The following is a 13,818-nucleotide window of genomic DNA, read 5'->3' as shown; positions in this document are numbered from 1 at the left end:
CACTGGCAAAAGCTAAATTGCTCAACAACTAATTTAGTTAGAGTATTAAACACATGGTATCTTACCTGAGATTCAGTTATTCAGTTGTCAGTGAAGAGTGGCTAGTGGCTGGTGACTAGTGGAATCAGAATTGCTTCCTTGTCCCCCTTGTCTCCCTTCGCCCCCTAATCCCCACTCCCTTCGGTCGCGGGGAAGAGCGAGTTCCCCCTTGTCTCTCTTATCCCTCAGCTCCCTCAGCTCCCTCAACTCTCTTCTCCCCGACTCCCCATGTCCTTAAATTCTTTAGGAAACATATTAGAGACTGTCAAACAAGAAAGTCGCTGGCAAGAGCAGCCGCTTCAAAGGGTATTACAGTGCTGGGTTGAGGCTGTTGGGGCAATGGTGGCTACTCATACTCGCCCAGTTTCCGTGCAAAGACAAGTTCTCTGGGTTGCAACTTCTAGTGCTGTCTGGGCGCAAGAACTCGCTTTCAGACGACAGCGGATTTTAGAGAAGTTAAATGCTCAATTATCGCAACCTTTGCTAGATATTCGCTTTTCTAGCGCTCAGTGGCAGCAGCTAGCAAAACAGGATTCATTAATTGGCGATCGCACTTCTTCTAGTTCTGGGTTAGGGCGCGCTCATCCGAGTTGGGTTGGCAACGATTCAGCCGCAAAGGGCGATCGCCAGCCTCGGTTTCGCCATCCTCAAGCAGCGTTTAGACACTGGACTGAAGTAACACAAACGCGATCGCGTCACTTACCCTTATGCTCCCAGTGTCACTGTCATACACCTGTAGGCGAACTGGAGCGATGGGGAGTTTGTTCGATTTGTGCTGCTAAGCAGTGGTAGGAATTGCTGCTGGCATTTCATCAAAAGCTACTTTTATTAGGATCTTCTTTCAATATTTATTGAAGTCCAAAAATACCTCTAGCGATAGAGGCGAGATGATTTGTAGTAAATTTACTGTTGGCTAAAATTCCCTCTTCAGTTTCGCGGTCTTAGAGCATTTTTCTTTGTGAAAGTCAATGTAAGTTTTACGAGTTTAAGATTTTCTTCCAATTGATCCCCAATTGTTTTGGCTTGAATTTAAGTAGTTATTATTTGAGCCTTCTGGGACAAGTCTAAATAAATTCTAAAATTATTTTTAGCTTTGAGAGCGCTAGAACCTAGAGTGATTCTTCAGTTGATGCCTCTGAGTCCCTAAAAACCCTAGAGGCAAAATAAATGCTGTAGACCCATCCACAACAGCTACTTATATGACCAGCTGCAATCCTGCAACTTCTGCCTGTCGTTATTGTCAGCACTACCAGCCAGAAGGACGGCGAGGAGGTAAGTGTCAGATTCTCGAAGTGCCAGTTCAGGGCAATTGGAAAGCTTGTAGTTTAGCTGTAACTGCTTTTGCTTCCAATTGGGAAAGTTTAGTAGAAGAAATGATGTCTTTGACTTCTGCTTCCGTGCTTGCTGCTCCTGTCGCAACTACTCTCAAACTGCCTGAGCCTGAGTTACTAGAAACAGAGTTCAGCCACGTTCGTATTCAGAGACAGCAACAGGCGTTACTAGCTTAGTTGTATCTTTATGTAACGGTTTTTTGGCTCCGGCTAAATACACCAAAGATGTAATTTAAACCTAATTTAATTTAAAAAAATCCGACCAATCATTTTAAAACCTATATCGCATCCTCAGTTGAGTGGTGCGATTTTTTTATTGAAAAGAATAAAAAGTTGAAGAGATACACGATAGCGTCTCTTCATAGCAATTCTCGATTGTATGGATGACATTTGTAGGGGCGCGAGCGAGAAAGCGCCCCTACCAGACGTGTATTGCATCCAATTGAAAACCGCTATCAACTCAAAATTAAGGCAACCAAGGATATTGGCGAAAATCTGGTTGGCGCTTTTCTAAAAATGCCTGTTTGCCTTCGGTTCCTTCTTCTGTCATGTAGTAGAGTAAAGTGGCATTACCAGCCAGTTCTTGCAAACCTGCTTGTCCGTCACAATCGGCATTAAAAGCGGCTTTGAGACAGCGGATTGCCAAGGGGCTTTTTTGTAAAATTTCACTTGCCCATTGAATTCCTTCTGCTTCTAGTTGTTCGACGGGAACGACGCAGTTAACTAAACCCATTTCTAAGGCTTCGGTAGCATTATATTGACGGCAAAGAAACCAAATTTCTCGCGCTTTTTTTTGTCCGACAATTCGCGCCAGATAGCTAGCCCCAAACCCACCATCAAAACTCCCAACTTTGGGACCTGTCTGTCCGAATATGGCATTATCAGCGGCGATAGTGAGGTCGCAAACGACGTGCAGGACGTGTCCCCCTCCAATCGCATATCCAGCCACCAAAGCAATGACAACTTTGGGCATGGAACGAATTAGGCGTTGCAAATCTAAGACATTTAAGCGGGGAGTCCCTTCATCATCGACATAGCCAGCTTTACCCCTAACGCTTTGGTCGCCGCCCGCACAGAAGGCATATTTACCATCGGTATGAGGTCCAGCACCCGTGAGCAAAATAACGCCGATGTTCCTATCTTCCCTTGCATCGCAAAATGCATCGTACATTTCAAAGATGGTTTTGGGACGAAAGGCGTTGCGCTTGTGGGGACGGTTGATGGTAATTTTGGCAATTCCGTCTGTTTTGTGATAGAGGATATCTTCGTAGGTTTTGGCAATTTGCCAGTTAACTTGCATGGGTTTTAAGGTGCGATCGCATTTTATCGCTTGAACTATGGCTTGAAAATTTTATCTTAGTATCTGGCGTTAGCGGAGCTAAACCAAGTTAGGCTGCTTCAGATTACTGCCCAGACAGTACTTGAAGGCTATTAGGTGAGGCGATCGCTCTTTAACTGCCTCGCGTATCATCACGATTTGATTCCCCTCGTGTCGTTTTCCGTGCCAAGCCCAGAAATGCTCTTACTGCTGGAGAGGAATCATGCTGCCGCCAAGCCAGATAAAGTCCGGTTTTAGGGATCTGTTCCTGCAAGGGTCTGTAAATGACTCCGCTTCTGTGGAAGTTTTGCAAGGAGGCGGGGACGATCGCAATGCCCAGTCCTGCTGCAACTAAGCCGACGATAGTTTGCATCTGAACTGCCTCTTGAGCCACTTGCGGACGAAATCCAGCTTGTTGACAAAGGTTAATAATCTGCTCGTAAAAGACGGGTCCCATTTTGGCAGGAAATAGGATAAATGATTCCGAAGCCAATGTGGAGAGAGACAATTGAGTCTGGGCAGACAACGGATGGGTTTGTGGCAACGCCAAGACCAATGATTCTGGCAAAAAGCACTCCACACTCAAACCTAGTTCGCTGATGGCAGAACGAACAATGCCGATATCAACCTGTTTGTGATGCAGAGCTTGAATTTGCTCTTGCGTCGTCAGTTCATGCAATTGTAGTTCTACAGCCGGAAACTGTTCTCGAAAGACCCTTAAAATCTCTGGTAGTAACGTATACATTGCAGAGTCAACAAAGCCGATCGCTAACCGTCCAATCTCACCCCGCCCGATCCGTTGTGTTACTGCGATCGCCCGATCGAGTTGCGCTAACACTCCATAGGAGCGCTCTAAAAACACTTTGCCTGCTTCAGTCAGCTGCACTTGCCGCTTCGTTCTCTCAAATAGCTTGACTCCTAGTTCATCTTCCAAACCGCGAATCTGCTGACTTAAGGGGGGTTGGGAAATGTGCAACCGCTGGGCTGCTCGACTAAAATGCAGCTCCTCAGCCACCGCGATGAAGTAGTGCAGATGCCGTAGTTCTATCACACTTATATGTCTAACCTATTAATCTTAGTCAAATATATATTGGACAGTCACATGGCTGTCTCCTATCGTAAGAAATATGAGGCGCGTCTCATCATTTTTGTATTAGGGAAAACAAATGAACTGGGACAAGAATCCTGTCGCTCCTAAAGTTTGGTTGATTACAGGACATACACCCACTAAAGCTCAAGATTTCAGTCAGGAGAGAGGCAAATGATTCGACTCGACGATCGAGTAGCCATTATCACGGGCAGTGGACGCGGTTTAGGAGCAGCCTATGCCCGTTTGCTGGCAGAAAGAGGGGCGCGAGTCGTGGTTCACGACGCAGGCGTTAACAAAGAGGGGACGGGTTCCGATCCAACGGTGGTAGCTGATGTCGCCAACAACATTCGAGAAAAAGGTGGAGTGGCGATCGCCAGTGACGTACTCCTGAATAGTCGAGACAACTGCCGCAGCCTGGTAGAAATGACACTAGAAAAGTTCGATCGCCTCGATATCTTAATCCACAATGCTGGATGGGTTGCTTATCAGTCAATCCAAGACCTGTCACCTGATTTTCTAGAACGCGCCATCAACATCAACATAGAAGCACCAACGTGGTTGTCTCAAGCTGCCTTGCCCAGGATGAAGCAACAACACTATGGACGGATTGTGTTGACGACTTCGGATCGAGCGATTTATCAGCAATATGCTCTGGGCGGTCTTGCAGCTTACGCGATGGGAAAAATGGCACAGATAGGTCTAATGAACGTGCTGGCGGTTGAAGGCAAAGAGCAGGGAATTCTAGTGAATGCGATTTCGCCAGTTGCCAAAACGCGGATGTGGAATGTCCAGGATGAACCAGAAGATTTACGACCAGAACAAGTGGCTCCAGGGGTGTTATACCTTGCCTCTCCAGAATGCCAGGAATCTGGATTTATCTTAAGGGCAAGCAATGGTCAATTCACAGCCATGCGCCCCATCGAGCGATCCAACGTGAACTATCCATTCAACCTTGCCGCTGTTGAAAGTTCTACTGCGGAGGATTTATCTACTCGCTGGCAGGAGATTGCTGCGGATGTTGCGTTTTAAGGAGGAGGCTTGTACTTCGAGATAGGATGTAGGGAAACAATCGAGATGATTGGTGGGGGCGTAGTTGAAAGGATATGGGGAAGGGGCGATCGCTTCTTTTAAGGGGAATTATAAGAGTCTACGTTTTAAAAGTCCCCCTTGTTATGGGGGATTTAGGGGGATCTCCGTTTTAAAAGTCCCCCTTGTCAAGGGGGATTTAGGGGGATCGTTAATCTTGCTTCATCCAGCTGAACATGGCGCGTAAATCTTTGCCAACTTCCTCAATTGGATGTTCGGCTTCTTGACGGCGCGTGGCAGTAAATCCAGGTTTCCCAGCTTGGTTTTCTAATACGAATTCCCGCGCAAATTGACCCGATTGAATTTCTTGCAGCACTTTCTTCATCTCTGCTTTGGTCTGCTCGGTGACAATCCGAGGACCGCGAGTATAATCGCCATATTCGGCAGTGTTGGAAATGCTATCGCGCATTTTTGCCAAACCACCTTCGACAATTAAATCAACAATTAATTTGACTTCATGCAGACATTCAAAATATGCCAATTCCGGTTGATAACCAGCATCAACTAAAGTTTCAAAACCTGCTTTAATTAACGCACTCAAACCACCACACAATACTGCTTGTTCGCCAAATAAATCGGTTTCTGTCTCTTCTCTAAATGTGGTTTCGAGAATACCAGCGCGAGTTCCACCAATACCTTTAGCGTAAGCCATAGCGCGATCGCGGGCTTGTCCGCTAGCATCCTGATATACGGCAAACAAACAGGGTACGCCTTGTCCTTGTTCGTATGTCCGCCGCACCAAATGCCCTGGTCCCTTCGGTGCAACCATGACGACATCGACATCCGCAGGAGGCACGACCTGAGCGAAGTGAATGTTGAATCCGTGGGCAAAAGCTAAGACTTTACCTTCTTTCAAATGCGGTGCAATTTCTTGTTGGTAAACGCTTTTTTGCACTTCATCCGGCAGCAGAATCATAATTAAGTCTGCTTTTTGTGCTGCCTCAGCTACCGGATATACTGTTAAACCCGCAGCTTTGGCTTTTTCTGCTGACTTGCTGCCAGGATACAGCCCGACTATGACATTTATACCGCTATCTTTGAGATTGAGGGCGTGGGCGTGACCTTGAGAGCCGTAGCCGATAATTGCAACTGTTTTCTGCGCTAATAAATCTAAATTGGCATCTGTGTCATAGTACATCCGAGCCATAACAACAACTCTCCTTGGGGGCAAGCATCTAAAGTCTGCAAACTTTCTATAATACCTGAAATTGGGTAATTGGTAATTGATAATTGGTAATTAGTAACAATCAAGCGTTTTGACTTTTGACTTTTGACTTTTGACTTTTGACTTTTGACTTTTGACTTTTGACTTTTGACTTACTTATTACCCTTTGGGCTGATGGTGTTCGTGCCAGTGACGGGCAATGTCGATGCGGCGACAGATCCAAACGCGATCGCGCTGTTGAATATAATCGAGAAAACGTGCTAAAGCCGCAGCCCTACCTGGTCTACCGACAAGGCGACAATGCAACCCAATACTCATCATTTTGGGGGCTGTTTCTCCCTCGGCGTACAAAACATCAAAAGCATCGCGCAGATAGGCAAAGAATTGATCGCCTGAATTAAACCCTTGCGCCGTCGCAAAACGCATGTCGTTGTTATCTAAGGTATAGGGAATGACGAGATGGGGTTTACCGTAGTCATGCACCCAGTAAGGCAGATCGTCGGCGTAGCTGTCGGAGTCGTAGAGAAACCCGCCCTCTTCTACTACCAACTTGCGCGTATGCGGGCTATTGCGTCCCGTATACCAGCCGAGGGGACGGCTTCCCGTTGCTTGGGTATGAATGGCGATCGCTTTTTGTAAATGCTCTCGTTCCAAATCCTCGCCAAAATATTTATAGTCAATCCAGCGATAGCCGTGGCTGGCAATTTCCCAATCTGCTTCTTGCATGGCGGCTACTGCTTCGGGGTTGCGTTCTAACGCCATCGCTACCCCGTATACCGTAACGGGAATCCCTCTTTGCGTAAACAGCCGATACAGCCGCCAAAACCCCGCCCGACTGCCATATTCATACATGGACTCAATATTCATGTGCCGCGCCCCTGCTAGGGGTTCTGCACCGATAATTTCTGACAGAAAGGCTTCAGAAGCCATATCTCCATGTAGAATGCAGTTCTCTCCACCTTCTTCGTAGTTAATCACAAATTGAACCGCTACGCGGGCTCGTCCTTGCCATTTAGGATCGGGAGGGGTACGACCGTAACCAATTAAATCGCGGGGATATGGTGTAGGCATTGTGTCTGTGTACTCATACGAGAAATTTCAGCGGAAGCGATCGTCGTTATTTTCAACGATAGTACTCACGACCTAGAGAAAAAAATCGGCAAAATAGAGGGAGCAACGATTTACACCAAACTAAAAAATACTAAACAAACAACCTCCAAATGAATGTTACCCCCACACCGCTAGAACCAGAAATCCTAGAACCAGCTACATTCAGCCACGTTCCTGTATTGAGCCGAGAGTTAATCGCTGGTTTGGCGGTGCGAGCGGGGGGACACTATCTAGATGCTACCGTCGGAGGTGGGGGTCATAGTAGGCTAATTTTGCAAGCTGCGCCAGATGTGAAGCTAACAGCACTCGATCGCGATGCAGCCGCGATCGCCGCAGCCCAAACTCAACTAGCAGAATTTGGCGATCGAGTACAATTTTTACGGAGTAATTTCGCGACTTACACCCCTCAAAACGCAACTTTTGATGGTATTATCGCCGATTTAGGTGTAAGTTCTTACCAATTTGATACAGCGGCAAGAGGCTTTAGTTTTCGCCATGAAGCGCCTCTGGATATGCGTATGGACGATCGCCAATCTCTGACAGCGGCGGCAGCGATTAACACCTGGGATGAAAAAAAACTAGCAGATATTTTCTTTCATTATGGCGAGGAAAGATTTTCACGCCGGATTGCTCGGCGGATTGTGGAAAAACGCCCGTTTCATACGACGACAGAACTAGCTGCTGCGATCGCCTCTGCTGTTCCTGGTGCATATCGTCATGGAAGGATTCACCCTGCTACCCGCGTGTTTCAAGCATTGCGAATTGCTATAAATGACGAACTAACCTCCCTAGAAAATTTCCTGCAACTAGCACCAACTTGGCTTAAACCAGGGGGAAGTATTATCGTTATTAGTTTTCACAGTTTAGAAGATCGGATTGTCAAAAATGCCTTCCGAGCGTCCGAGCTATTACAAATTATTACTAAAAAACCACTCATTGCCCAAACAGATGAACTAGCCCAAAATCCTCGCTCTCGCTCAGCTAAGTTACGAATAGCAACAAGAAGAGATGGTAATGGGTAATGGGTAGTTGGTAGTTGGTAGTTGATTGTCAGTTGTCAGTAAGAGCGTGAAGAAAGGATGTGGGGTATAAAGATTTTAAATTTCTTTCTCCCTCAGCAACCTTGCGCTCCCGATCGCTCCCTCAGCTCTCTTCTCCCTCAGCAACCTTGCGCTCCCGATCGCTCCCTCAGCTCTCTTCTCCCTGCTCCCTACTCCCTTAGCTTGATTTCCGATGCGATCGTTCACAAATCCTTCACATCTTTTACCTAAGCTCTAAGCTAATTGGAGTCAAGAGCTACAAAATGCAGGTTTGATGAGGGATATTCAAACTCCGCGATCGCATACAAAGGAAAACAAGTCATATGGATTCAAACTGGAAACATAAAACTAAATTTCCGCTTCGTTTATATCTCAAACAACTATTTTTTGGTTCTCTGGATAAAGTTATTCTCAGCCCTACTGCTTTTTGGTATACATACCAGATCGAGCTTTTAGAAAAATGCTGGCTACAAGATATAAGTCAGCAATTAGAAGACTATTTATATGATAATTGGGACTTCTTTTTAATTGAAAATCACTGGGACTTTTATTGGATGTATCAAGTAGAACGCTGTTGGGAACGAGATTGCATAGAATTTTTAGAAAATTGTTGGCTGCAAGAAGAATAAAGCCAAAAGTTAAAAGTCACAAGTCAAAATCGAGGAGACAGGCGACAAAAGATAGAAGTTATGACTAACCACCGATCGTTAGTCACTAATAACTACTCACTTCCCAATAACTACAAATTGCCCAGGAGGAATGAATTAGGATGAGAATTCTTAAAGTTCAAACATTGCGGGGTCCAAACTATTGGAGCATTCGCCGCCATCAACTAGTTGCTATGCAGCTAGACTTGCAAGAATTGGCAGAAAAACCATCTAATGAAATTCCCGGTTTTTACAAGGGTTTAGTTGAAGCACTACCCAGCTTAGAGGGACATTTCTGTTCTCCTGGGTGTCGCGGCGGCTTCCTAATGCGGCTACGAGAAGGCACGATGATGGGTCATGTAGTCGAACACGTAGCCTTAGAACTACAAGAACTAGCAGGAATGCCAGCAGGCTTTGGACGTACCCGCGAGACGGCTACTGCTGGGGTTTATCACGTTGTATTTGAGTACGAAAACGAGAAAGCCGGACGCTATGCAGCCCGTGCCGCTGTGAGGCTGTGTCAAAGTATTGTGGATCTGGGATACTATCCCAAATCGGAACTAGAACGAGATCTTCAAGATCTCAAAGCACTTCACCAAGATGCGGCTTTGGGTCCTAGTACAGAAGCAATTATTCAAGCAGCAGAGGCGCGAGATATTCCTTGGATGCAACTCGGGGCGCGTTATTTAATTCAACTCGGCTATGGCAAACGGCAGAAGCGCATACAGGCAACTTTAAGCGGCAACACGGGTCTTTTAGGTGTCGAACTTGCCTCTGATAAAGAAGCTACTAAATATATTCTCAGCAATGCTGGCGTACCCGTTCCTAGAGGTACGGCGATCGATTATTTTGACGAACTAGAAGATGCGATCGCCTCTGTTGGTGGTTATCCCATCGTTATCAAACCGCTAGACGGCAACCACGGTAGAGGCATTACACTCGATATTCAAACTTGGGAAGCCGCAGAAGCCGCCTATGATGCAGCCAAAGCAGTTTCTCGATCCATTATTGTCGAACGCTACTATCAAGGGCGCGACCATCGCGTAGTTGTAGTTGATGGTAAAGTTGTCGCAGTTGCCGAACGCATTCCCGCTCATGTTGTGGGAGATGGTAGGAGTACGATTGAGGAATTAATCGAAATTATCAATCAAGACCCCGATCGCGGCGACGGACACGATAATATCCTCACCCGCATTCAGCTCGATCGCAATAGCGATCGCCTCTTAGCACAACAGGGCTACAGCTTAGATAGTATTCTAGACCGAGATGAAATTTGCTATCTACGAGCTACAGCAAACCTCAGCACTGGTGGTATTGCTTGCGATCGCACTGATGAAATTCACCCGGAAAACATTTGGCTAGCGCAACGTGTAGCAAAAATTATCGGTCTAGATATTGCCGGAATCGATATTGTTACCCCAGATATCAGCCGTCCTTTGCGAGAAGTGGGTGGCGTAGTGGTAGAAGTGAATGCCGCGCCTGGTTTTCGGATGCATACCCATCCCAGCCAGGGTAAGCCTCGCGATGTTGCGGGGGCAGTTATCAACATGCTGTTTCCCCCCGGTAAATCTAGCCGCGTTCCCATCCTTGCTGTCACCGGAACCAATGGTAAAACCACAACCACGCGCTTACTTGCCAATATCGTCAAGCAAACTGGTAAGACTGTCGGCTACACCACAACCGATGGGACGTATATCGGCGATTTTTTAGTCGATCGAGGCGATAATACAGGTCCTCAAAGCGCCCAGTTAATTCTACAAGACCCCACAGTAGACGTAGCTGTATTAGAAGCAGCACGAGGCGGAATTTTGCGCTCTGGGTTGGGATTCAATGCCTGTGATGTCGGAATTATTTTGAATGTAGCTGCCGATCATTTAGGAATTGGCGACATTAATACAGTCGAGCAACTAGCTCACCTCAAGAGTGTCGTTGCAGAAACCGTATTTCCCCACGGTTATGCTATTCTCAACGCTGACGATCCTTTAGTTGCAGCAATGGCAAAACGGGTGAAAGCTCAAATAGCCTACTTTTCACTCAACCCAAATAATCCCATCGTGCGAGAACATACTCGACATGGGGGCTTAGCGGCAGTTCATGAAGACGGTTATTTGTCAATACTGCAAGGAGAAATCAAACTACGACTCGAACAAGCAGTCAACGTACCGCTAACGATGGGCGGACGCGCCAACTTTGCGATCGCCAATGCCTTAGCTGCGAGTTTGGCAGCATTTACCCAAAGAATCCCCTTGGGACAGATTAAAGCTGGATTGCAGACATTTCAACCATCTGCCAGCCAAACCCCAGGTAGGATGAATTTATTTGAGTTAGGCGATTATCACGCATTAGTTGACTACGCCCATAACCCCCATAGTTACGAGGCATTGGGTAGCTTTGTCCGCAACTGGCAAGGAGAAAGGATCGGCGTAATCGGGGGACCTGGCGATCGCCGCGACGAAGACTTCATCACCTTGGGCAAACTCGCCGCCGAAATGTTTGACTTTATTATCGTCAAAGAAGACGACGATACGCGCGGTCGTCCCCGTGGCGATGCCGCAGACTTAATCGAAAAAGGCATCCGTCAAGCCAATTCCGACTGCCACTACGAATCCATTTTGGCAGAGACAAGAGCCATTAACACCGCCCTCGACATGGCTTCCCGTGGTAGTTTAGTAGTCGTCCTCCCCGAAAGCGTCAGTCGTGCCATTCGTTTGATTGAATCTCGCCGAGGATAAATCGGGAGTCGGTAGGGGCGGGTTTTCAAACCCGCCCGTACGGGAGTCGGGAGTCGGGGAAGAAGAAAGCAGAGGGAGCAATTCCAAGTCACAAGTTGCAAGTAGCAGCACTCACCACTACCAACTACCAACTACCAATTACCAATCACCAATTACCAATTACCAACTACCCCTAGTTATGACCCCTCAACCCGCCCTTCTCGTTCTTGCTGATGGTACTGCTTATCATGGTTTATCTTTCGGTGCTACTGGTACTACCGTTGGCGAAGTCGTGTTTAATACTGGTATGACTGGGTATCAAGAAGTCTTAACCGATCCCAGCTATCGCGGTCAAATTGTCACCTTTACCTACCCAGAATTGGGAAATACAGGCGTAAATCCTGAAGACGAAGAATCCGATCGCCCCCAAGTGAAAGGTGCGATCGCCAAAAATGTCTGTTACCGTCCTAGCAATTGGCGCTCTACTGGCAGTTTGCCTGACTACCTCAAACAGCACAACATCCCTGGAATTTACGGCATCGATACCCGCGCCTTAGTCCGCAAGATCCGCGAAGTAGGATCGATGAATGGCGCTATTTCTACAGAAATTCTTGACGAAGCAGAGTTATTGCAACTCGTCCTCGCTGCCCCCAGTATGGCAGGATTAAACTTGGTCAGTGAAGTCACCACATCCACTGCTTATGAGTGGGCTGGAACGACTGATTCTGTATGGGAATTTAAACCAGTATCCCCAGATGGCGAGACTCTCACCGTTGTTGCCATTGACTTTGGCATCAAACGCAACATTCTGCGGCGACTAGCGAGTTATGGCTGTCGCGTCATTGTCGTTCCTGCTAATACGCCACCAGAAGAGATTCTGAAATACAATCCCGACGGCATCTTTCTTTCCAATGGACCTGGTGACCCCGCCGCCGTTGCCGAAGGACTTGAAACGACAAAAGCCCTTCTTTCAGCCCAGAAACCAATATTTGGTATTTGCATGGGACATCAAATACTAGGTCGGGCGTTAGGGGCAGAAACCTTCAAGCTAAAATTCGGTCATCGCGGTTTGAATCAACCTGCTGGCTTACAAAGGCAAGTCGAAATTACCAGTCAAAATCACGGCTTTGCGATTGATGCGGATTCCATTCCCGCAGATGTCGAAATTACTCATCTCAATTTAAACGATCGCACCGTAGCAGGATTGCGCCACAAATCCCTACCCCTATTCTCAGTCCAATACCACCCTGAAGCTAGCCCTGGTCCCCACGACGCAGATTACTTATTTGCCAATTTCGTCAAATCCATGCGCCAGTCACGCACTGTAGGAGTGTAAAAGTCAAAAGTTAAAAGTCAAAAGTCAAAAATCAGAAGTGTTTCACTAGTTGTTAACACTGATAACTGTTAACTGATAACTGTTAACTGATTCTTGATTGGAGTAGCTAAATACTTAGCGATCGCACTTACCATAGTACGAGGACACTGGGGAGGCATAGATTGCCGAAACGACTGATAATAATCTTGACGCGATTCTTCAAATAGATAGCGCAGTTCCACTAATGGATTCGCATGATGATCGACGCGCAAATCCAGATAGGGATAAACATCTTGATGCACCACATACAGCGCTGCCGATTGTCGTCCCCGTTTGTCTCCTCCAGCCGCCTCGCCAGCTTCTAAAGCGTGTAATAGGCGATCGCAAAACTCCATTTCCGCTTTGGCTTGATATGCATCTGCCATCGCTACCAAAACTTGTTCGCCTACCAGCATATTTCCGGCTACAGAAAAGTAGGGATATGTCAAGTGTCCCGCCCAACCAACGCAATCTTCACCCGTCCAAGCTGCCGTATGACCGCGACGATCTACCAGATGTAGCTGACGCTGGTGGCAATTGAGATCGTCTTGCAGCAAAAGCTGTAATGTATCTTCAGCCGAAACCCCATGTTCTAACAATTGCAGGCTGCAAATTCCCAATAACGGGTTAGTTTGACCTTGAGTCGCGATCGCCCCTACAGTTGCCTTAGCATGAGGTACGAGCGCCCCTACAGCCAGATGCTTAGTTGCCACTGCTACCCCAGTCATTTGCGTTGCTGCATCCCAAGCCACAATTGAGAAGGTCATAAATTCCAGAGCGCCCGAATCGTCAAGACACGTACATGAATGTTATTCCCAAATAACATTTATTCGCGATCGCTGACTGTTTTGGATTTAACAATTTGTAGGAAATGGTAATGAGTGAGTGACTGGTGGCTAGTGGCTAGTGGCTGTATTCTTAATTTCT

At 46.9% G+C, this 13,818-nt stretch carries 14 protein-coding genes; 7 read left to right on the top strand and 7 right to left on the bottom strand.

The features are described 5' to 3' along the window. Positions 1–87 precede the first annotated feature (87 nt). Positions 88–246, bottom strand: coding sequence for a hypothetical protein (locus CHRO_RS32935; RefSeq protein ID WP_181824241.1), 159 nt, complete (start codon positions 244–246; stop codon positions 88–90). 21 nt (positions 247–267) lie between these two features. On the opposite strand from CHRO_RS32935, the gene CHRO_RS25965 reads away from it, so the two are divergent. Together CHRO_RS25965 and CHRO_RS25960 are read left to right on the top strand one after the other, a co-directional pair. Then, a complete protein-coding gene (locus CHRO_RS25965) occupies positions 268–831 on the top strand; it encodes a DciA family protein (protein ID WP_015157205.1) in 564 nt (187 codons plus the stop codon). A 407-nt stretch (positions 832–1,238) separates the two neighbouring features. Continuing rightward, complete coding sequence (locus tag CHRO_RS25960; RefSeq protein ID WP_015157204.1) at positions 1,239–1,547, top strand: hypothetical protein; 309 nt, start codon at positions 1,239–1,241, stop codon at positions 1,545–1,547. A gap of 289 nt (positions 1,548–1,836) precedes the next feature. Here the strand turns inward: CHRO_RS25960 and menB are convergent, their stop codons facing one another. Next, on the bottom strand, positions 1,837–2,670 hold the full coding sequence (menB, locus tag CHRO_RS25955; protein WP_015157203.1) for a 1,4-dihydroxy-2-naphthoyl-CoA synthase: 834 nt from the start codon (positions 2,668–2,670) through the stop codon (positions 1,837–1,839). A gap of 151 nt (positions 2,671–2,821) precedes the next feature. Beyond that, positions 2,822–3,736: a LysR substrate-binding domain-containing protein gene (locus CHRO_RS25950; RefSeq protein ID WP_041463539.1), complete on the bottom strand. Its 915-nt coding sequence runs from the start codon at positions 3,734–3,736 to the stop codon at positions 2,822–2,824. Positions 3,737–3,949: 213 nt separating this feature from the next. On the opposite strand from CHRO_RS25950, the gene CHRO_RS25945 reads away from it, so the two are divergent. Continuing rightward, the gene (locus tag CHRO_RS25945) at positions 3,950–4,807 is read left to right on the top strand and encodes an SDR family NAD(P)-dependent oxidoreductase (RefSeq protein ID WP_015157200.1); all 858 of its coding nucleotides are present in this window, start codon (positions 3,950–3,952) and stop codon (positions 4,805–4,807) included. Between the two features lie 208 nt (positions 4,808–5,015). On the opposite strand, the gene ilvC is transcribed toward CHRO_RS25945, so the two are convergent. Together ilvC and puuE are read right to left on the bottom strand one after the other, a co-directional pair. Beyond that, complete coding sequence (gene ilvC, locus CHRO_RS25940) at positions 5,016–6,011, bottom strand: ketol-acid reductoisomerase (RefSeq protein WP_015157199.1); 996 nt, start codon at positions 6,009–6,011, stop codon at positions 5,016–5,018. A gap of 177 nt (positions 6,012–6,188) precedes the next feature. Then, positions 6,189–7,100 (bottom strand): allantoinase PuuE, encoded by a 912-nt coding sequence (gene puuE, locus CHRO_RS25935; protein WP_015157198.1) that lies wholly within the window; start codon positions 7,098–7,100, stop codon positions 6,189–6,191. 149 nt (positions 7,101–7,249) lie between these two features. Here puuE and rsmH point away from each other — a divergent pair, with 149 nt between their 5' ends. Then, positions 7,250–8,161 (top strand): 16S rRNA (cytosine(1402)-N(4))-methyltransferase RsmH, encoded by a 912-nt coding sequence (gene rsmH / locus CHRO_RS25930; RefSeq protein ID WP_015157197.1) that lies wholly within the window; start codon positions 7,250–7,252, stop codon positions 8,159–8,161. A gap of 75 nt (positions 8,162–8,236) precedes the next feature. Here the strand turns inward: rsmH and CHRO_RS32930 are convergent, their stop codons facing one another. Continuing rightward, positions 8,237–8,386, bottom strand: coding sequence for a hypothetical protein (locus CHRO_RS32930; protein WP_181824240.1), 150 nt, complete (start codon positions 8,384–8,386; stop codon positions 8,237–8,239). A 116-nt stretch (positions 8,387–8,502) separates the two neighbouring features. Between CHRO_RS32930 and CHRO_RS25925 the strand changes: the two genes are divergently transcribed. The 3 genes from CHRO_RS25925 (at position 8,503) to carA (ending at position 12,873) form a co-directional block, all read left to right on the top strand. Continuing rightward, positions 8,503–8,808, top strand: coding sequence for a hypothetical protein (locus tag CHRO_RS25925; protein ID WP_015157196.1), 306 nt, complete (start codon positions 8,503–8,505; stop codon positions 8,806–8,808). Positions 8,809–8,948: 140 nt separating this feature from the next. Beyond that, positions 8,949–11,558, top strand: coding sequence for a cyanophycin synthetase (cphA, locus tag CHRO_RS25920; RefSeq protein ID WP_015157195.1), 2,610 nt, complete (start codon positions 8,949–8,951; stop codon positions 11,556–11,558). Positions 11,559–11,736: 178 nt separating this feature from the next. Then, a complete protein-coding gene (gene carA / locus CHRO_RS25915) occupies positions 11,737–12,873 on the top strand; it encodes a glutamine-hydrolyzing carbamoyl-phosphate synthase small subunit (RefSeq protein ID WP_015157194.1) in 1,137 nt (378 codons plus the stop codon). Between the two features lie 68 nt (positions 12,874–12,941). On the opposite strand, the gene CHRO_RS25910 is transcribed toward carA, so the two are convergent. After that, positions 12,942–13,658 (bottom strand): DUF1028 domain-containing protein, encoded by a 717-nt coding sequence (locus CHRO_RS25910; protein ID WP_015157193.1) that lies wholly within the window; start codon positions 13,656–13,658, stop codon positions 12,942–12,944. Between the last annotated feature and the right edge of the window lie 160 nt (positions 13,659–13,818).

This window comes from Chroococcidiopsis thermalis PCC 7203, assembly GCF_000317125.1.
Taxonomy (GTDB): Bacteria; Cyanobacteriota; Cyanobacteriia; order Cyanobacteriales; family Chroococcidiopsidaceae; genus Chroococcidiopsis; species Chroococcidiopsis thermalis.
The sequence above is the reverse complement of the archived record's forward strand: the minus strand, read 5'-3'. Positions and strand labels throughout refer to the sequence as shown.